The sequence below is a fragment of the Microcoleus sp. S13_C3 genome (genome assembly GCF_036700905.1).
GTDB lineage: Bacteria > Cyanobacteriota > Cyanobacteriia > Cyanobacteriales > Microcoleaceae > Microcoleus.
In genome coordinates, this window is the sequence record NZ_JAUBPT010000008.1 from 67,858 (window position 1) to 88,328 (window position 20,471).

The following is a 20,471-nucleotide window of genomic DNA, read 5'->3' on the forward strand; positions in this document are numbered from 1 at the left end:
TTTTCTTGTGGGAGGTTTCTTGTCGGCTTCTGGGAACAGGCAAGATGCCTGTTCCACAAAGAGTGAATTTTCTTGTGGGAGGTTTCTTGTCGGCTTCTGGGAACAGGCAAGATGCCTGTTCCACAAAGAGTGAATTTTCTTGTGAGAGGCTTCTTGTCGGCTTCTGGGAACAGGCAAGATGCCTGTTCCACAAAGAGTGAGTTTTTTTGTGGGTGGGGATCACAAACAGGCTTTCCGGCCTGTTCCACAAAGAGTTTTTTTGTGGGTGGTTTCTTGTGGGGAGTAGGGTTTGGGCTTCTAGCCCACCCCTTGCTTTAATTTGGAAGTTGGTTTCTTTCGATGATGCCGCCGCCCAATAGCACGTCTCCGTCATACCAAACAGCCGCTTGTCCGGGGGTAATGCTCAACTGCGGTTCGTCAAAAATCAACTTAACTCTTGTACCGCCGACTTTTTCCTCTGGTTGGGAGGATTCTACAGGAATAATTGTAGCCGGGACGGGTTGCGATCGATATCGAATCTGTACCTGAGCCCGAATCGGAGCCGTCGGTGCAGCCACAGAAACCCAATTCACTTTCTGGACTGTACATTCAGATTCTACTGCCAACTGTCGATCGCCCACAATTACCCGATTGCCAGCAGCATCGAGTTCAATCACGTACAGCGGTTCCGGTGCAGCAATCCCCAGTCCCTTCCGCTGGCCGATGGTGTAGTGGTGCACACCGTCATGCTGTCCGAGCACCCGCCCTGACTTGTCCACAATGTCACCCTTTTGTGGCGCAATGTACTTATCCAGAAAAGCCCGCATCGAACCGTTACTTTCCACCAAGCACAAATCCTGACTTTCCGGCTTATCAGCAGTTGTCAAGCCAAATTCCGCCGCAATTCTGCGAGTTTCTGTCTTGGTAATTTCCCCCAAAGGAAACTCCGTACCCGCCAACAAATCCTGTGTTAGATCGTACAGGAAATAAGACTGATCTTTCGCAGGGTCGATCGCCCGCAGCAACTGATAGCGACCCGTAGCAGCATCGTAAGTAATCCGAGCGTAGTGCCCTGTAGCGATTTTTTCAATTCCGAGTTCTTCGCGAGCATACTTAAGCATCGGCCCGAACTTCACAGTTTTATTGCACTGCGAACAAGGCAGAGGCGTAATTCCTGCACTGTAACCCTCCACCAAATAATCCACAATACTTGCCTGAAAGACCTCGCGGCTGTCAACAATGTGGTGGGGAACGCCCAAATCTTCGCAAATTTTAGCGGCATCGACCATTCCCTCAGAGCAGCACTGGCCTTTGCCCTTCATCAACCACAGCGTTAAACCCACCACTTCATATCCTTGATGGTGTAAAATTGCGGCTGCTGCGGAACTATCGACCCCGCCGGAGAGGCCTACAACAATCTTGTTCATGATTCTGAGAGAAATTGCTATTTTACTGTTACTTTGTTCGATCGAGCTAATTTATTATACCACAAGTATACTACAACTTGCCACTGCTGCTGTTAGCTGAAATTTTAGCATTAATATGACCATTCAAAAATTTGTTGTCACCGCCGACCAAATGCGGCAAATAGAAACGAGAATTTTTGCTGCTGGAATGCCAGTCGCAGCTTTAATGGAAAAAGTCGCGGGACTGATTGCTAGACGCATTCAGGAGCTTTTGAAAGCGGAAGGAAGTTCGGCAAGTAGCAGTGTACAGGATTTAACGGATATAAGGAAAAGGGAAGAAGGGAAAAATCTTGTTAATTCTCAATTGCCAGTTATCGGCATATTGGTTGGGCCCGGACACAACGGCGGCGATGCTTTGGTTGTTGCCCGCGAATTGCACTTTCAAGGGTTCCAAGTAGTTATTTACTGTCCCTTTTATAAACTCAAAGAACTAACAAAAACTCACGCTGATTATGCGCGTTATTTAAATATTCCATTTGTTGAAAAAGTTGAAAATCTGAAAAACAGCGATTTGCTCGTAGATGGTTTATTTGGCTTTGGATTAGAACGAGAAATTACTAATTCCACAGCCGCCGCTATTGACGAAATAAATAATTTAAATATACCCCTTTTAAGTATAGATATTCCATCGGGAATTCATACAGATACAGGAGAAGTTTTGGGAACTGCCATCCGGGCAAAACATACATTATGTTTGGGTTTGTGGAAAATGGCATTTCTGCAAGATAGAGCGTTAGAATATATCGGAAGTTCCGAATTAATTAATTTTGATATTCCCACAGCAGATATTGCAGCAATATTGGGCGAAACGCCAGCAATACAACGCATTACAAAAGCATCGGCAACTCAGCATTTGCCGTTACCCCGATCGCCAATTTCGCACAAATACACCAACGGCCACTTACTAATTATTGCAGGTTCCCGCCGCTACAGCGGAGCCGCAATTTTGGCAGCCTTGGGGGCAAGAGCAAGCGGCATCGGAATGCTGTCAATCGCTGTTCCTGAGTCGCTTAAACCGATGTTGAGCAGCCAGTTGCCAGAGGCATTAGTTATAGGATGTACTGAAACCCAAAGCGGTGCAATTAGCGAGTTGCCAGTAGCAATTGATTTGAGTACCTATGATGCGATCGCCGCAGGGCCAGGTCTGACATTGGAAGCGGCAATAGCTGTAGAATCTGTACTGGAGAGCGATCGACCTCTGGTTTTAGATGCTGACGGTTTAAATATCCTCGCTCAACTCGGCACAGTCCCGATTTTGTCCGAACGCCCAGCACTGACAATTATCACTCCTCATCCGGGCGAATTCAAGCGTTTATTTCCCGAATTAGCCGAGCAAACCGGCGACGATCGAATTGCCGCAACTCAAGCAGCCGCTCAGCTTTGCGGTGCAACGATATTGCTCAAAGGAGCCAGAGTGTGCATAAGTTGGAAGGATGAGGACGATTCCCTACGGGATAGCGACGCTTCACGTACCATCACCTACCTCAATCCCGAAAGCACCCCAGCCCTCGCCAGAGGCGGCAGCGGCGACGTTCTCACAGGCTTGTTAGGGGGACTATTAGCAAGTGCGATCGCCCGCAAATCCCCCCCCAAATCAGTTGCTGCAACAGCAGCTTGGTGGCACGCTCAAGCCGGAATCATGGCTGCTAAAGAACGGACGGAATTAGGAGTAGATGCCTTTACTTTGACACAGTATTTAATTCCAGCTTTGCGAGAGTTTTCTTAGCAAACAATCAACATGAGTTGGTAGAGTGCGTACCCCGCATCTTTGTATTGGGTAGGTGTGCACCGCGCACCTTAGCCCTTGGTTTGTATTGACAACGGAAGTCCTCATAAAGATATTACAACTTGCATTCCTTACGACTGACATCTTGGAGCAATATCAATAAGAGGATTTTTCGTGGGGTCGGGCGGGTTTATAGAACCTATTTGCAAGCTTTAAGGCTGTTGGCGAACCCGCCCCTACGGCTAATTGAGAATGGTGCAATATCTCAGTTACGACAAACCAACGGGTAACTCAAACGAGTGACACTCAAATGAGTGACACTCCAAAAAGTGACTGTGCATCCACAAATCCCACCAGTTATACCTGAAATATCAAAGACAAAAACTTAAATGTTGAGAGGAACCACATTATGTACACCGAAGAAAGAAGCTTGAACAATGAAACTATGGCTCTCGTCGCCGATACTACTGCTCAATCAACTCTTGCATTTGCTGCAACCACTGGAGTAAACAAACCCACTTTACAAATGGGTTCAACAGGTCAAGCTGTCAAGGAACTACAACAGCTTCTATATCATTGGGCATATTATTTTGGCGCCATTGACGGTATCTTCGGCGTCCAAGTTCAAAACGCCGTCAAAGGCTATCAACACCGCGTCTTTTTAAAAGAAGATGGGATTGTCGGCCCTATCACTTGGGAAGCACTATACTCTGGTGCACCTGTGAATATGCCGATCGTCATGAAGGGCAGTTCTGGTAATGCTGTTAAAATTGTTCAGAATGTCTTGAAAATCAATGGATACTATTTCGGCTCCATTGACGGATTCTTCGGGCCGATGACAGATGTAGCCGTGCGACAATTGCAACTGAGCAAGGCTTTACCGCAAGATGGTATTGTCGGCTACAGAACTTGGCACGCTCTCAGCAAGTTACCGCACTAATGATTGGTTGGATTAATATCAATTCCCGTTGCACTCCTGATAATTGTTGACTGTTGACTGTTGACTGTTGAAGGAGGGGTGGAGAAACTGAATGGTTGAGTGTTGACTGTTTACTCGATTTTATTATTCGGATGCAACCGGAAACGATACCACTTTCAGTCATCGCCAAAAATCGGTAGCTCAATTAGGGATTTAGGCTTTGCCTAAGTCCCTAATTATCGTTAAGGGGAAGGCAGCGCGCGGGAAGGGCAATTCCCTGCGGGATAGCTTCGCTTCACGCAAATTCTGTTAAGCTGTTGTTCATTTAAATTGCATATTTCGAGTCCCGATCAACAATCGTCAAATCCTCTCCCCCTCTCCTCTTCTCCCCCTCTCCCTCTCTAATACCATAGGCAATCTAGATGCAACACAGCTTACCGTTCTCGGCGATGAAAAATCTTCTCAACTTTTCCGTGTTTATTTGTTACTATATCTTAGGATCGCGAATTAAATAACTTACAATTTTAATTGTTATTGTGGGATGGGCGTCCCGCCCGTCCCACAAACTTGTGGAAGTTATTTAATTCTCATTCCTTAGCAAATTGGGAGTCACAATCCGCTTTATTTCCCTTCAGCTTTAGTTGTAAATAGTTGCACTCATAAAAATATTATTCCGATACTTAGATAACAAGACTTACCGATGGGGGGCTTATGCCCGGTTTCTACGAAAAATTCCCGGTTTATTAACCAGAAATCTAGGAAGAAACCGGGTTTCTAAGCAAAGCGCGCACAAGTCCTAAATTAACCTTTGATGAACTTTTCTAATTTTTGAGCCATCTTCTCGACAATTCCCCCCGAAGTATCTCCCGCCGATGATTCAGCTTCAATACGCTTGACCACATCCTCTGAAAGATTCAGCAACTGCACTAATTTTTGATAAGCTGCGGCTTCTTCAGCGTTAATTTTTGGTTCATCGGGAGTGCGAGAACTAGAGGAAATCACTTCATAGCCTAGTTGCAAGACTAATTCCTTTTCATCTTGAGTTTCTAGTTGGCCGATCAACTCGTCAAGGGGGATATTTTGCATGACGTAATCCCGCAGTTCTTGTTGCATTTGTTGTCCGTCGGTATCTGGGGCAAACAAACGACAAAAGCGATCGAGCATTAAATTAACTTCTTCTGTGGCGAGTTCGCCGTCAGCCCAGGCCATAGAGGCAACTATTCTCAGCAGATTCATTTGGCGGGGCGTAATTGATGGAGGAGGTGGGGTTTGCATAATCAAAATTGGGAATTGGGAATTGGGAATTGGGAATTGGGAATTGGGAATTGGGAATTGGGAATTGGGAATTGCGCCTGATTCCTTCTTGTCTTTTCTTTCCCTTTCCCCTTTATTTATGTCACAATTTCGATAAAGGAACTCCTAGCCATCCCGTAAAGTTTTGTTTCTGAATAGCGGTGGGCTGTTCCACCGGCACGATCGAGTAACGCATCGGGCGCGGCGGGGCGAGAGTAACAGGACAAGTCCGCAGTTCGTCTTGGTGAAAAACTGTCACCGAGACGATATCCCCAGGCTTGAAATCTTTTAGTCTCTCGCCCGCTTGTTCTGAATTTACCCGAAAACCTTCGATCGCCAGCAACTCGTCTCCCGCATCAATTCCGGCCAATTGTGCCGGAGATCCTACTTCGACAAATTTAACCATTTCCCGCCCGTTGTCCGTTCCCAACGTCCAACCGATGCGAGGTGTTTCGCTAGTTTCACCTGCGGTGAGTTCCAGCCCGAAAGGTTGCAGATACTTGTTGTAAGGCAACTCTTCTGTGCCGTCTATATAGCGCGCAAAAAAGTCGCTCAAATCGATGCCGGCGACGGACTCGATCGCACTTTGCAACTCTTCGGGAGTAAAGCCTATTTCTGCTGGCAGCGAAGCAGAATTTAACTGTCCGTTTGAGGTTAAATGCGCCAGCTTGCCGTCTGTTCCCGACTTCAGTTCAAAATCGTCGTTTTGGGCAGAATTAGCATTGCCAAACTGCTGCCACATCAAACGCATCACATCGTCGAGCGATCGCTCATTGCCGTGTTTGGCGCGAATCAACAAATCGAGCAAAAACGACACAACTTCCCCTTTCAAATAATAGGAAATCTGCGAGTTGTCGCTATTAGCATCCCGGCGATAAAGTTTAATCCAAGCATCCCAGCTCGACTCGCTCAGAGGCTGCACGCTCCGCCCCGGAGTCGTCTGCAAGCGAGTAATTTCCTTAGCCATACCTTGGAAAAAACCTTTCACGCTGTAGATACCCGCTCGAAAAGGAATCACCAAATCGTAATAACTGGTAGTGCCTTCAGAGAACCATAAAGAAGGAGTGTAATTTTCTTTTTCGTAGTCAAATACTTCGAGAGCTTTCGGTCGAATGCGCTTGACATTCCACAGGTGAAAAAACTCGTGAGCTACCAACTGAATAAAGCGTTCATACTTTTCCTTAGCCCGAAAACCAAAACGCGGATAGTTGAGAGTGCAACTCTCCTTGTGCTCCAAACCGCCAAAACCAGAGCCGGACAAATGCAGGAAAAACACATAGCGTTCGTAAGGCAAACCGCCGAACATTTTTGCCTCGACTTCGATCACTTTTTGGATGTCTCGAATCGCCCGATCTGGTTCTAAATTGCCTTTTCCCCAAACAACTAGCTGGTGGGGTTTTCCCATCACTTCAAACTCGTATACTTCGTGACAGCCAATCTCAAAAGGACTATCGACAAGGGTGTCAAAATCCGCAGCAGCGAAAGTAAGATTTTGGTCAGAAACAGGTGGCAAAGTCGTAACGGTGCGCCATTCGGGCTGCGGTGGCACAACGGTCACGGTGTAGCAGTTGCTTTCAAAACCTGGCAAGAAAAAGCACAAAGCCGCCGGATTGAAATAACCGTGCGTCGAGTCTAAATGATTGGTTCGCACTGTCAGTTCGTTGGCAAAAATGCGGTAGAAAACCGTGATGTCTGACACCGAATTTGTCTCGATTTGCCAGTGATTTTTGCTGAGCTTGCGCCAAGGTAAAGCTTGAGCGTCCGCATGGGAGCTAAAATCTTGCAGGTGGCGGGCGTATTCTCGAACCAAGTAAGAACCGGGAGTCCAGACAGGCATTTTTAAATCCAGAACCGGCTCCGACCAACCTTGCACGCGCAAAGTTACTTCAAAGAGGTGGGATTCAGGATTCGGCATCGCCACCGAATATTGAATTGTCGGTGGTGTTAGTTGCCCCTGACGGTTGTCGGCAGCCGACGAGGTATCCAAAGAAGTAACATCAGTCATTGACTTGCCAAATTAATCAAGTGCTTGAGGTTGATCAAATGGATAGTTTCGCGGTCTGGATCGATATTGATCCAACCTTTACTATCGAGTTTTTCCATAATTTTGCTGGTTTCATCTAGGGTGATATCTGTCACATCCGCTAAGTCTTCATAAGGGATATTGAAGATATCTTTGCCCTCAGCAGTTTTCTGACCGTAGTTTTCTGCCAGCTCGACTAAAGTATTTGCTAGTTTAACCGCTGGCTGGCGGTTTCGGAGTTGATAGCGGAGATTGGTTTGGCGGAGCCGCCGCACCATCAGTTGCAGCATCCGGTGGTGCAATTGCGGGTCTTTAAACAGGGTTTGGATAAATCGCTGAGCTGTGACGCTGAGAAGTCGCACGGGCGATAGAGCAAGTACGTCATTCGATCGAGGAGATTCGTCCAGAATGGCCATTTCGCCGAAGAAGGCACCCCGTCCTAAAATAGCCATTGATACAGCTCGATCGTTTGACAAGCGGCGGACTTTTACCCAGCCAGACACGACAAAGTAAATCGCGTTGCCCCAAGAATCCTCCATCACCACAGCTCGGCCCGGGGGATACTCATGCTTGACGGCATTTGATAGCAGCCCTCCCAAGGTTTCTGGGTTAGCACCCTTAAATAGAGGGAATAGCTCACTGAAAGCTTCTGTCTTCATCAAAAAAATGGGTAGAAACCCCGTCCTTCTAGGACGGCTTTATATTGTCTTTTTTTGATTACTACCGCCTTGGGACTGGTTGGCGGGAGTGTGCTTTTGTGTTGCACTTTCAGCGGGACAATTACCGCCTCAAACTTCCCAGCCCTGTACGCATAGTGTTTTGCTCTTTCGAGCCTCCCTTTCGGGGTGATGTTAGCCTGCGCCTTGGTTTAGTGAGCTTGTTGGGCCCAAAGCACTGCCCCAGTGACATTAGGGCTGTTTAACCTTCAGCGACAGAGCCCAAAACTGGCTTCGCATTCAAGGAGTGTCGTGACTCAAAAAACGTAGTCAGTTAAGACGATAGCTGGTCAGAATGGCTTGTCGGATTACTCTTCCAAGCCTCACGCCGTCGGGGCTGAGGTTCCTGACGCAAACTCGCGGAGGTGGGAAATATGATTAGGCGAAACCCAACAGCTAGGGAAGGATCGATGTTTGGGAACACAAACAATCCGTTGCTCCTTTAATTGATGATAAGGGTGCAGAGGCCCGGTTCACGTAAAATTGACAGATTCTTTAATCTTAAACGGGTTTACAAGCCTGCCACTGCCTGTTGAACTTTGCCCAACAGAGGTTCTATGTATTCTGGCCAGCCGATCGCGATTGACTGCGTGTGGGCCAGAGTCTCCGGCTCGATCGCATCTTTAGTCCACCTCAGCGGTTGACCTTGCAAGTCGCAGCAAACCAATCCGGCTGCTTTTGCTAGCGCCAGAGGGCCGGCGGTATCCCACACTTTAACTCTGCCGTTGAGATACAGGTACAAACCAGCTCGACCGAATATAACTTCCATCACTTTTAAGCCAAAGCTGCCCAGCGAGTAAAATTCTGCTCCGGGGATGCTTTGGGCGAGCGCCCGGGCGTAGTTTTTTTGGTCTTTGTCTCCGAGAATAATTTTACAATTTTCCGCTGTCGGGACCGGGGGTTTGCATAGCGCGATCGGCTGCGGCGCTTGGGTTCCCACACTTTGGAACAATCCCCAATCTTTGCCGCCAAAATACATTTGGTCAAAAGCCGGGGCGTAGAGCCAGCCCGCCACCGGTTCCCCTTCCAGCAGCAGCCCCACCATCGAAGCGTAGTGCAGTTTTCCCCGAATAAATTCTTCAGTCCCGTCGAGAGGATCGATGCACCAGAGGCGCTGGTAATTGGCCCCGTAAGCTGTTCTGGAGGCGGCGTTTTCCTCGGTGATCCTGCCGTCTTCAGGAAACAAAGCGCTAAATGCTGCCGATAGTTGTCGGTCTAGGTATTGATCGATACTCGTCACGTAGTCGTTGGGCCCTTTCTCGGAAACTTCAAAAGGTTCGGCTGCGAGCTTGTAAGCTTCTTGACCGCACTCGCGCAGGGTGTAGCGAATTTTTTGATCTTGCTCTGGAGAAATATACATGAGGTTAAACATAAATTCTTTAGCTAACTTCAGCATAAAAGCTTAAGTCCTTGCAATCGATCGGCGCGTTTCACTGTTTTTGACTCGTACAGGCTTTGCGCGCGGGTGTCGAGAAACCCGGTTTCCTAAGCATCAGCGCCGTTGCGATACAAGCCCCAGACCGGATTGGTGGAACTCACCAAAATTTTAGACGCTAAGCAGATACTAAGCTGTCCCGTATCTAAATTGTATTTTTGGGGCGGGCGAGACACCCACCCACAAAAATTTCATCAAACTTGACTATAAAATCTAGATGCGCCTTAGCTTACTAGATTTATCTGTTTTAAAATCTAAAATCTAAAATCTAAAATCCCGTGACCGATCGCACCAGCACTTTCAACAGTAGAGGATAGAATTTTATGAGGTTAGATAATTTGTACCAGCACCACAATTATAAGGAGAATACTTTGAAATACCATATGGCATTAGGTCGCAAAATAGACCTAGATGGGATTGACCGCGATGCACAAGTCGGCAAATGCCCTCGCCACGTCCTGCGGGCTCTCAGAGAACGCTTAAATGCCACCGTCCACGCCCCGGATGGCGAAGCGATATCGTTGAGTGACAAGCTGCGATCAAAAATTTCTTCTAAACCCGAACATTGGGCCGCCGCGCGCAAATTGTCCGAGCAAGTCAGCAGCGACGACGTGATATTTTGTACGGGCGAGGACATTGGGATTCCAGTAGCGGCGGTGTGTGGCCAATTGCCTAATCGCCCGAAAATTGTTGTATTTTTCCACAATATCGATCGGCCGCGCGGTCGCCTCGCCCTGAAACTATTCGGTTTGGCTGACAAAATTGACGTATTCATTGTCAACGCCCGCCCTCAAATAAACTTCCTCCGCAGCTATTTAGCTATACTTGAATCGCGCATTTTAGTGCTTCTAGAACAGACAGACACCCAATTTTTCACACCTGGCCCAGCTTCTGGCGAGAAAAAGCGGCAAACAGTTGTTAGCGTCGGATTAGAAAAGCGCGACTACCGACTCTTAGCCGCAGCAACGGCTGACTTAGATGTTGACGTAAAAATTAGCGGTTTTTCTAAAGATGCCAAAGCTTTATCGCAAGCTTTCCCCGATACTATGCCAGAAAATATGTCGCGCAAATTCTACGAATGGCCGGATTTAGTGCAGCTTTACCGCGATGCAGACGTAATTGCAGTGTGTTTGGTAGACAATAAATATGCTGCTGGAGGTACGGCTTTACTGGAAGCAATGGCCTGCAAGCGGCCGGTTGCCATTACTCGGACTCAAGGTCTCGTCGATTATTTAACGGCCCCGGATATTGCCAAAGTGGTAGATGTGGGAGATGCAGCAGGTTTGCGCGAGGCGATCGTCCATTTGCTAAAAAATCCTCAAGAAGCTGAATCTCAAGCGCAGCGGGGCTACGAAATGGTTGTGAACCAGCACAGCAGCGAACGTTATGTCGATATTTTAGCCCAGAAGCTGCGATCGCTTTAAACTCGTAATATCAGCAACGGGCAAGATGCCCGTTCCACAAAACAGAAACTTGGTTGTGGAACAGGCATCTTGCCTGTTCATTAAAAACTGGTAAAACAGGCCGGAAAGCCTGTTGATTAAAAATCACGACTCCCGTCCACTCGCCCACTTATCCCGCCATTTCACCGTCCCTTCCGAAACTAAAACCCAGCGGCGACAAACCAGATTTTCTCGCAGCGGCGAGAGTCCTTCCCGTAGCAGCGCATACTTATAAGAAATCAACTTCCCGGCACTTTCATTAAAAGGAATTTCCCCAAACCAAGTATTAGTATTGATATACTCCAACGGGAAACCCTTACTAATATCCCAATTCCCCAGTTCAGGACAATCTCCAATCACCACAATTCTTTCCCCAGGCTGAGTTCTAACGCTGTTAAGCTGCGCCCGCACAATAGTTTTCGCCTTAACTCGCTCTCCGACGCGGCTAAAAATCATTACTTCCCGCGAACCCAACTCTAAATTGTACAGCATCCCATCTTTAACTTCAAACTTGCGGCGCGATAAAACCTCCGTATGCTCTCCATCAGGCAGCTCAGTATCAACCTCTTCAATTGTTGTAACAGAACTGCCACGATTCATCGCTACAAACACCACGGAATCGCGATATCGGCGCACGTAACAATAAACATCAGGAGTTAGATATTTTTGCCACTGACTCCCCATCGAAATAGCTGGATTCAGCCGCCGCAATCCCGACAGCAATCGCACAGCTCGGTAAATCGGCGAATCAGTATCCCACTTTTCCATCATCGGGCGGTTGTAGGGGTCATTTCCCCCATCTGTATCATCGTGCAGATACTGTTCGGTGCCGTAATAAATGCAGGGAATGCCGCGAGTCGTCATAATTAAACCTATCGCCAACAGCAGCATTTCTGTATCGGGATTCAACGACTGAAACCTCGGCATATCGTGGTTGTCAATAAAAGTAATCAACTCCGTCGCCCCGTAGTAGCGGTGATCCAAATTCAGGACATCTTGGACTAACTTAAATCCCGCCTCCGCACCCTTCCCCAATACTTCTCGAATTGCCACGCACAGACCAAAATCTAAAATAGTCATCCCCGACTCGTTGACAAATTCCACAGAACGATCGTTTCTAGGGTCGCTGTAAATCCATTCGCCAAAAATGAAAACATCAGGTCTGTGTGTTAAAATGTCAGCATTAAATTCCTGCCAAAACCAAATAGGCATATGCTTGACTGTATCAACGCGCAAAGCATCAACACCTCTGTCCAGCCATTGTTTAATTGCTGACTTAATGTAATTGCGGTAGGCAATATTGTTTTCGTTGAAAGTTGCTAAACCCGACAGTTCGCAGTTTTGGACTTGCCATTCATCTTCCCAGTTTTTGACTTCGCCGTAGTGGTGATACCAGTTATCTTCATCGTCGTTAAAGTCAGCTATTTTTACGCCGTCGTCGTAGAGTTCTCCTTTTTTGCCGCTAAAATCAGGGTTGCTATGATTGCAGACAATATCGAGCACGAGTTTCATGTTTCGCTGGTGCAACTCATATACTAATTTGTCAAATACCGTATCTTTACTTTCTTGTGTTTGGTTAATAGAAGGATTGTCACCTGTGGCAATAAAGCGGGGATTTAGTCGCTTGAAATCTTTAGTCCAGTAGCCGTGAATCGCTGCTTGTTCGACAAATAATGCTTCAACTTGCTCGAACAGTGGAGTCAGCCAAACTGCGCTAACTCCCATATCTTTTAAGTAGTCGAGTTTGTCGATAACTCCCTGCAAGTCCCCCCCCCAATATTTGCCCCAATCTTTCCCTTCTGGATCGTAAAGTTCTGGGTTGGGGCCTTCGTTATTTGCGGGGTCGCCGTCGTAAAAGCGATCGACTACAATGAAATAAATTGTTTCTTGTCGGAATTCAATGTCTCTGGTGTAGAGGAATTCTAAATCGATTTCGCTTTCTGGCTTAACTTCTGCTACCAGAGACTCAATTTTTTCTTCTGATTCTGTAACTTCGTATTGAGACGAAGTTTGATTGGGAGTGACTGATGTCATGAGATGTATTTTTTGATTATAGTAAGATTTGTCAGTTATGCGGAGCTAGAGTCGGAGATAGCTTTCCCCTCTGACTGACTTTTACAGCATCATACGGAATTTACTCGTTTAATGAAATCTTCCTTTAGGCAGAGGGCAGACTCATCCTTGAGCATTAAGTGGATGAGAGTTAATATTTAGCGTCATTCTCAATCCAAGAGGCAGAACCTCAAAAACCTACGCTACCAGGCTGAGCCTAGTAGCGAGAAAAGGTTTACTAATCGTGCGATCGTACTTTTTCCCTTCCCTTCTATTCCTCCCGCAAGTTTTGGATATCTTCAACGCTCAAACCAGTAGTTTGACTAATGGTTTGATTGTCAAGGACATTGAGAAGTTGCCTAGCAATTTCTAGAGCCTTTTCTCTCATTCCTAGCGCGAGTCCTTCTTCTCTGCCTTCTTCTCTGCCTTCTTCTCTGCCTTCTTCTCTGCCTTCTTCTCTGCCTTCTTCTCGCCCTTGTGCGAGTCCTTCTTCAATTCCCTTTCGCAAGATTCCCTGCTGATCCAGAATATACCTTTCGCGTGCTTCTAAATCTGCCAACTCTTCTGGATTCAAGTTAGTTTCATTAGCAATAGCAAAGGCTTGCTGTATTTCCGAGACTGTTTCCATTGTTGACGGTACAACTTCCAAACTGGGAGCATTTTTCATAAAATAAACCCACTTGTCAGTCAAAGTTTCTAATTCATCCAATTGTTTATTGAATTTCGGCAATTCGATAAAAATCAGTTCGATCTCTGGATCGACATAATCAAATAAACGTTTTTTCTCCTTGAACACAAAGTGAGAAATTACTTCTCGGTCATTGTCAAACATTTCAAAATCTGTAATTGTCAAAGCAATTACAGGTTTTAACTTAAAGTAACCTTCACCGCGAATCAGTTGTGTCGAGTAAGTTTTCGCAGTATTGTAAACCACCCGTTTCGCAAAAGATTCTACATTTAAAACTTGCATCTCGATAATTACAGTTGCGCCTCCTGCAAGCCGGGCTTTGACATCCAGGTAAGAGTCTTTGAGATACTGTACTCTTGATGCTAAATACGGGTCGATGATTTCTAGGTCGGCGATGGTGGGATTGCCATCATAAATCATGGCATTCAGAAAACTGATTAAGATTGGTTTGCTTTGATTGGAACCGAATATTTTTTTGAAGGCAAAATCGGTTTTGGGGTTAATGAATCTCATGGTCAATCTATTTTAAAATGACTTACCTATTATTTTAACCCATTAGGAAAATGGATTGGGTGAGTTACAAAAACTAGATATCGGATGCTCTATCCTAGCTTGAGCCGGGGAATCCATCAGCCATTAGCCTTTGCTCTATATTCTATTCTGTCAAATCGACTTGTCGAATCTCTTCTAGCGTCATATCCAAACATTGCGCGATTTGCTCATCGCTCAATCCTATTGCTTGCAAGCGTTGGAGCGCCTCCATTTTAGCCCGCTGCTTTCCCCGCAAAAACTCAGGCGACTCTTCCTGCGATGTGCAGACATTCAGTGAGCCGATTAAACTGGACTTCGCCCATACAAATGTACTAACAGTCCTAAAACTCTTACTCTACAAAGGATGCAACTGTTGCTCTGAAAATCTGTACCCATTGATCAGCAATAGCTGACGCAGGCGATCGCCCTCAATTGTTGTATATTCAATATAATTGGCGATCGCAAACAGATATCAATCATCTACATGGGTACACAATTTTTTACTCAACAATTGAAACCTTTGTGATGAGAGGCTTTTGAGCCTGTGTAAGTATATTTGCAGGGTGAAGATCAGATTTAAGCAAGCCCAGCTAAAAAAAAGAATATCCAGAACCACGACTTCTTTAAGTGCTGCGGCGATATAAAAGAAGAGCGTTTTACGTTTAATTAGAGCGACTTACTTATCCGAAAAAAGAACGATCGCCCGACATCCACCCAAACCCTACCTAGCTACAGCCAGCGCAGACTCTGGAACCTGAGAATGCTCCACCCGGAACACATTGGCGCTCAGATTAGCAACAACTTGTTTCCCCTGCTGCGTCAGTTCCAAATAGCCGATCGCATCCTTCACATACCGATGAACCACATTCCAATAAAACTTCGGATAACCATCCCGCAACTCCCCCGGATTCTGATAGCCCAAAACCCGATTTTGCCCAGTCTCCTCAAACTCGTAAAACAGCGCCGCAATCTTTTGCAAATATCGCGGATCGCTCAACTGACCAATTAAATCAGCAGCCCGAACTAAACCCGGATAATTTACAGTATCTTGATAATCTTCATGTGTAGGAACTGGGAAACGAGTCAGCTCAATATTATGCTTAACCAGCTCAGCGTCAATCAGTTTGTGACCGCCAAAACGCTCGTCAATAAACATTTTTCCGCGATCGACATGATAAGGCGTCAAACTAGCATCCGTCGCCCCCGGAGGCAGCGTTAATTTCAGGTCGCCTATTCCCGTCGCATACAGTCCCCAATCTGTTCTATCTTGTCGGCAAACACCTTTAACATACCCGATATCGTGACATAGCAAAGCAATGTGGAAGTGCAGCCAATCTTCGCAGGAAACACCCCCTTCGCGGATGTGCTTCCCCCCCAGAATTTCTTGTCCCACCAAAGTCACTAAAATAGTGTGTTCGACATTATGGTAAAGAGCATCGCTATTAGCAATATTTTCTAAAGCCATACTCGCCACCCAAGCAATAATCTCGCCATAGTCAGATTTAAACCCGCCATAAGTGTGGCGGTAGCCTTCAATCAACCGATTGACAAAAGCCTTAATCAGCAGTTCAGTTGCGTTAAACATATTCACTTTCTGATCCCACGTAGATTATTAAATTATTTTTATAGTTATTGTTTTTGCTGCTACCGTTTGATGTTATTTTTGGCATAAGCACCACGATGGATACCCACTCCTATCGAGAGACATCCATTGATATTATCAACAATTATGGCTTAAATTATGGCTCTCGCAACTACCAGAGCGACATACCCCATAAATAATTGAGCTCAATGGGCGATCGAGGTATGACACCCCTCAATCAGCAGTAAGGTGTTACATCTTCGCCGCATACCTCAGTCGATTTTAGATTTTAGATTTACTCCACAGATACATCTGGGAGTTGGAACTAGGATCTAAAATTTTGGGTTCTCACTACTCTTGTGGGAAACTTGTATCTGTTCTGGCTGACCCCGCCCAAAAACGATAGCGAAAGCGTAACCCCATGAATTCCTCATACACAGGATTAAGCTTATACATAGGCGGTATGTAGAAAAGATGGTGTCCCCATAACTGAATATCTCTCTCCCAACAACATCGGGCGAGTATAAGTTGGCACACCACTGAGTTACTGATGGCTCCCCCACTGCAATGCTATCGAGCCACTGTCACACTGGTTGCACGATAGCATTGCAAAAAGTTAAGTCTTTGCACTGATTTTCCGGGAAAATACTTGTAGTCAAGTTCCTGATTGAGCTCAGTAATCCTTACTAACAAAAACTGATGACTCACCCGACTTAATCCTCAACGAAACCCACTGTTGCTCCGGTGACGTGAATAAGTTTTATGGGTGACACTCACAGTCGCAAAATGTGATGCGAAGAGCTAGCATTTGTGATTTAAAACTCGCTAAAGTGTGAGACAGATCACGCCCTCTGTTCCCTCCAGAATGTATATTTAGATAGATGGCAAGAAAATAAGACAGAATAAATGGCAGCCCTCCCTCGCAGATCCTTTCTCCCATCATCTGCGATCGACGACTCTGTATACTTACGAATATAAGGTTTCAGGCAATGATTAAACAAAAACATAAATATGCCGACCTTGCTCAACTCCCCCACACAGATACCGTGCTCCAAAAACTCCCTGTAGAAGTTAAAGAATGGGCCCAAAGCTTGCCTTGGAACCAACGGCGCTATGTCTTGTCCCTCTGCTACATATTGTGTGCATCTACTCCCGACTTGCAAGCAGAATTTTTAGATAATTATACAGCAGACGGTTTAGTCTCAAAAATGTTTGAAGATGTAGATACTCTACACCGAGTCAAAGAGTATTTAATCAGATTCCAGGTCAAAAAACAATTAAACGAATCAGATTTAAGAAGCTACATCAAACAATTTTATATCCACTCAGCTCAACAATCGCGCCGAGAAACTGATCAATATTTAGAATCTGCACTCCGCTTCGTGTTGAGTACAGAAGAACGCAATAATGTTTTTAACTACATTTTGGGCTTTGAATTTATTAAAATTGTGTTTCAAATGAGCTGGTTGCAACACGAAAGATTAGCGAGACTCCAAAAAAATCAGTCGCAGTTTATTGAAACCTATATCAAGCCGATTCAACACGCACACAGAATTAATGGCATAATTCTACCGAAAGATGAGAGAATCTTTTTTGCCAGACGCACCTATTACGTTCAACTACCTAACATTTCCTACAGAAGGCTCATTGAGTTAGTCATGGCAACTTTTACTACAGAAATGCTGAGTAATTGCGGATTTTCTATCAGCCGCCACTCTCAAGCTCTGCGTTTTGACTGCGATTACATTTATGATCCAGAACCCGAAGAAGAAAGATTTCCTACTGACTTGCAATTTATTCATTAACTGTACGCAGTAAGGTCTACCATACATTGCTTTTTTCTCTTTACTTTTAGTTTCGCTTTGGGCACAGCAGAGTTTTTGAAGCATGGGACTTCTAGTCGGCAAGTTAAAACCGGATTTTGCAGGCGGATTTTATATAAAATGGGATGGCTGGTGCGATTCGTTTAGCGGAGCGCGACCCATTGGTAACAAGTTAGAAAAAAGTAGATTTTGTGAATACCCCTTTGTGCAGAAATATAATTGGATAATAAGCTGTTGTGCATTTAAAACGCATATTGTATAATACAATATAACCATATTTATGAAAAGTCAATGCCTAGTAAAAACTTCCTGAGTGCCGAGACAATAGAAACTCTTCAACAAGTATTAAAGGTAAGGATTCAGGTGAAAAATAGTTCATTCAGAGCGGAGAAATATGGTAGTGTAGTCAGATGAGCGAAAAATCAGAGTTATTAGCACTGAAAAGGGAAATAGTTGACCAGTTGAGCCGTGAGGAACTGATCAAAATTGTGCTGACCCAACAGAAGCTGATTGAAAAACTACAAGAAGAGGTCGCAAAGCTCAAAGAGAAACAGCCAAGCAATAGCAAAACATCATCGAAACCCCCATCGAGTGATCTCATACAGAAATCAGAGACAGCCGCTTTTGATAACTCAAAAGAGTCAGAGTCCCAACCTGCATCGAAAACCAGGAGGACAGCCTGGACATATCGGCAAAACCCGCAAAGGATTTGGGCGAGTAGATAGATATCAAATCAGCACTCCTGACTATTGTGAGCATTGTGGCAGCAGAGAATTAAGTGAGATGATTGGTTATAGCAAGCAGCAGGTAGCGTGCTTAGTAAATAGACCAATTGAAGTAGTGGAATATCAACGAGCCAAATGTCAGTGTAATGAATGTGGAGCAATGGTGATTGGATCAGTCTCACCGGGTATAGTGCCAGGACAAGACTTAAGCATCGACCTACAAGCATTATTGGTATGGCTAGGTAATTATGGGCATATGTCTTATGAAAAGCAACAAGAATTGCTGCGGGAATTAGGTGGTATTGAAATTGGGATCGGGACATTATAAGCAACCAATGCGCGAGTAGCTAATGCTGTAAAGCCCGCCGTTAAAGACTTATGGCAATGGGCACCGTTACAAGCGTGCCGTCCATGTCGATGAAACACCCCCGGTGTGTTAAGGGCGTCAAAGAATGGTTGTGGACAGCTACAGGTCAAGATTTTTGCCTGTTCCATGCTGCGGACACTCGCAGTCGCTCAGAATTAGAAACAATGCTGGGGAATGAGGCAAGCTGGAGTGTTGAATTCTGATGATTTTAGCGTATATAACGGTGTGATTGTGGGAGCGCAGCAGAAATGTCTGGCCCATCTACGACGACATTTTAAGAAAGTTCTTCAAATCAGTCACGGTAACAACACTGTCGTCGCAGAGGCATTTTTGGAATTAATTGATGAGGCATTTCGACAACATCGACTCCGGGCGTGAGCACCCTGAAGAACTTGATTATCACACTTGGGCGAGGGATTTTAAGACCAGACTGGCAGAATTGTTAAATACTTGGATTGGTCATGTTGGTTATACTGCTGGACTGTTGCTGCGCTCGTTGCGTGAGAAAGCGCACCAATGGTGGTATTTTTTAGACCACCCTGAAATTCCCCCTGACAATAATTTGGCAGAACGTTCACGGAGATTAGCCGTGACTAAACGTAAAGTATCTGGCGGTTCCCGCTCCATGTCTCGATTTGAACAAACTGCTGATTTGTTATCTGTGATTCAGACTTGTCGGTTTCAAGCTAAAAGCGCAATGGCTTTTTTCCGTGATGCTCTATCTGCCCATTCTTGTAACTTTTTTATGCCTTCTCTGATTCCCCAATCAAAGACCTGAATCCTTACTATTAAAGGAGCATGAACATCCAGACATTCGGCTTCATCGCCTTAATTTTTTTATTGCTAAATAGTGGAAATACACAGGCTCAAACTGCTGAATTAATAGGATGCTCTCTGACAATACTTCGGACAGTTTTTAAGCAACGAGAGTACCATAAGATAGGACGGAGGGAAGGTTAGGGTGATTTAAAATTAAGTTAGGGTCTAAATCTAACTTGTTAATAAAGGTGTAAAGTAGATGTCTGTTGAATTCCCGGCGTTTATAAGAGGCCATTGAAAACGGGAGCATCCCGGTTTTGTAAATATCCGAATAAGCGTAAAATAGTTAAAATCAATAAAAGCGTCAAAAAAAGTCGAGAAAAAGAGCCATGACCCCTGAAGAACTAGAGCGGTTGCAATCCTGTACGGCAGAAATTGCTAAAATTTTGTATAACAATACACCCCCAAGTGAACTGACCAGTCTGGAAAATATTGAAAAGCATCTCAGGCAACAATGGCTTGAAAAAGTGGGCCCACAAATCGGTTTTTTTTTATCAAACAAGCAACGGGAACAGAACAAGGACGACCCCAGCGAGCGTAAAAAGCTGTATTGGTGAACTAAGAATTACTGAAAAACAGGCCAAAAAATTAGAGGTTAAGAAATCAACTAGATTATCTCCATTATTTGAAAAATGCTGTCTCCGTCAAATTGCTAATCTTTCCTACGAAAATGCTGCCTCATATATGGAAGTTCAGACGGGAGTCAAGATTGGACACACTTGTTTGCATCGATTAGTAGAAAAACAAGAATGGTCAGAACCTATAGCCAAAATTGAGGTTAAGGAAACTAGCATAGATGGAGGGAAAGGGGAGCATCCCGGTTTTGTAAATGGTTAAAAGTATGATAAGAGCCAAAATTTTTCGCCCTCCGCTATATGATAGAAC

General features: G+C 45.2%; 15 protein-coding genes and 1 pseudogene. 7 read left to right on the top strand and 9 right to left on the bottom strand.

What is annotated here, in order from left to right:
* Window positions 1–314: 314 nt before the first annotated feature.
* Window positions 315–1,406: a tRNA 2-thiouridine(34) synthase MnmA gene (gene mnmA, locus QUA16_RS04100; RefSeq protein WP_333104579.1), complete on the bottom strand. Its 1,092-nt coding sequence runs from the start codon at window positions 1,404–1,406 to the stop codon at window positions 315–317.
* A 115-nt stretch (window positions 1,407–1,521) separates the two neighbouring features.
* Here mnmA and QUA16_RS04105 point away from each other — a divergent pair, with 115 nt between their 5' ends.
* Together QUA16_RS04105 and QUA16_RS04110 are read left to right on the top strand one after the other, a co-directional pair.
* Window positions 1,522–3,171 (top strand): NAD(P)H-hydrate dehydratase, encoded by a 1,650-nt coding sequence (locus QUA16_RS04105; RefSeq protein WP_333104578.1) that lies wholly within the window; start codon window positions 1,522–1,524, stop codon window positions 3,169–3,171.
* 409 nt (window positions 3,172–3,580) lie between these two features.
* The gene (locus QUA16_RS04110) at window positions 3,581–4,111 is read left to right on the top strand and encodes a peptidoglycan-binding protein (protein ID WP_333104577.1); all 531 of its coding nucleotides are present in this window, start codon (window positions 3,581–3,583) and stop codon (window positions 4,109–4,111) included.
* A 780-nt stretch (window positions 4,112–4,891) separates the two neighbouring features.
* Here the strand turns inward: QUA16_RS04110 and QUA16_RS04115 are convergent.
* From QUA16_RS04115 to QUA16_RS04130, 4 genes are all read right to left on the bottom strand, one after another.
* Complete coding sequence (locus tag QUA16_RS04115; RefSeq protein ID WP_333104576.1) at window positions 4,892–5,365, bottom strand: TerB family tellurite resistance protein; 474 nt, start codon at window positions 5,363–5,365, stop codon at window positions 4,892–4,894.
* A 121-nt stretch (window positions 5,366–5,486) separates the two neighbouring features.
* Window positions 5,487–7,388: a M61 family metallopeptidase gene (locus QUA16_RS04120; protein ID WP_333104574.1), complete on the bottom strand. Its 1,902-nt coding sequence runs from the start codon at window positions 7,386–7,388 to the stop codon at window positions 5,487–5,489.
* Window positions 7,385–8,065, bottom strand: coding sequence for a Crp/Fnr family transcriptional regulator (locus tag QUA16_RS04125; protein WP_333104596.1), 681 nt, complete (start codon window positions 8,063–8,065; stop codon window positions 7,385–7,387). Before QUA16_RS04125 ends, QUA16_RS04120 begins: the two co-directional genes overlap by 4 nt.
* A gap of 568 nt (window positions 8,066–8,633) precedes the next feature.
* Window positions 8,634–9,518 (bottom strand): inositol monophosphatase family protein, encoded by an 885-nt coding sequence (locus QUA16_RS04130; RefSeq protein ID WP_333104573.1) that lies wholly within the window; start codon window positions 9,516–9,518, stop codon window positions 8,634–8,636.
* Window positions 9,519–9,880: 362 nt separating this feature from the next.
* On the opposite strand from QUA16_RS04130, the gene QUA16_RS04135 reads away from it, so the two are divergent.
* Window positions 9,881–10,981, top strand: a complete 1,101-nt coding sequence (locus QUA16_RS04135; RefSeq protein WP_333104572.1) for a glycosyltransferase family 4 protein — start codon at window positions 9,881–9,883, stop codon at window positions 10,979–10,981.
* Window positions 10,982–11,104: 123 nt separating this feature from the next.
* On the opposite strand, the gene QUA16_RS04140 is transcribed toward QUA16_RS04135, so the two are convergent.
* The 4 genes from QUA16_RS04140 to QUA16_RS04155 form a co-directional block, all read right to left on the bottom strand.
* Window positions 11,105–13,033: an alpha-amylase family glycosyl hydrolase gene (locus QUA16_RS04140; protein WP_333104571.1), complete on the bottom strand. Its 1,929-nt coding sequence runs from the start codon at window positions 13,031–13,033 to the stop codon at window positions 11,105–11,107.
* Window positions 13,034–13,322: 289 nt separating this feature from the next.
* On the bottom strand, window positions 13,323–14,252 hold the full coding sequence (locus tag QUA16_RS04145) for an Rpn family recombination-promoting nuclease/putative transposase (RefSeq protein ID WP_333104570.1): 930 nt from the start codon (window positions 14,250–14,252) through the stop codon (window positions 13,323–13,325).
* Between the two features lie 739 nt (window positions 14,253–14,991).
* Entirely contained in the window at window positions 14,992–15,855 is an 864-nt protein-coding gene (locus QUA16_RS04150; protein ID WP_333104569.1) for an Npun_R2479 family HD domain-containing metalloprotein, read from the bottom strand.
* Window positions 15,856–16,203: 348 nt separating this feature from the next.
* Window positions 16,204–16,392 (bottom strand): Mo-dependent nitrogenase C-terminal domain-containing protein, encoded by a 189-nt coding sequence (locus QUA16_RS04155; protein ID WP_333181027.1) that lies wholly within the window; start codon window positions 16,390–16,392, stop codon window positions 16,204–16,206.
* Between the two features lie 449 nt (window positions 16,393–16,841).
* Here QUA16_RS04155 and QUA16_RS04160 point away from each other — a divergent pair, with 449 nt between their 5' ends.
* The 4 genes and pseudogenes from QUA16_RS04160 (at window position 16,842) to QUA16_RS04175 (ending at window position 20,423) form a co-directional block, all read left to right on the top strand.
* Complete coding sequence (locus tag QUA16_RS04160) at window positions 16,842–17,657, top strand: cobyrinic acid a,c-diamide synthase (RefSeq protein ID WP_333104568.1); 816 nt, start codon at window positions 16,842–16,844, stop codon at window positions 17,655–17,657.
* Window positions 17,658–18,085: 428 nt separating this feature from the next.
* Window positions 18,086–19,545: pseudogene (gene tnpC, locus QUA16_RS04165) on the top strand (IS66 family transposase).
* Between the two features lie 370 nt (window positions 19,546–19,915).
* Window positions 19,916–20,143: a hypothetical protein gene (locus tag QUA16_RS04170; RefSeq protein ID WP_333104566.1), complete on the top strand. Its 228-nt coding sequence runs from the start codon at window positions 19,916–19,918 to the stop codon at window positions 20,141–20,143.
* A 127-nt stretch (window positions 20,144–20,270) separates the two neighbouring features.
* On the top strand, window positions 20,271–20,423 hold the full coding sequence (locus tag QUA16_RS04175) for a hypothetical protein (RefSeq protein ID WP_333104565.1): 153 nt from the start codon (window positions 20,271–20,273) through the stop codon (window positions 20,421–20,423).
* Window positions 20,424–20,471: the final 48 nt, after the last annotated feature.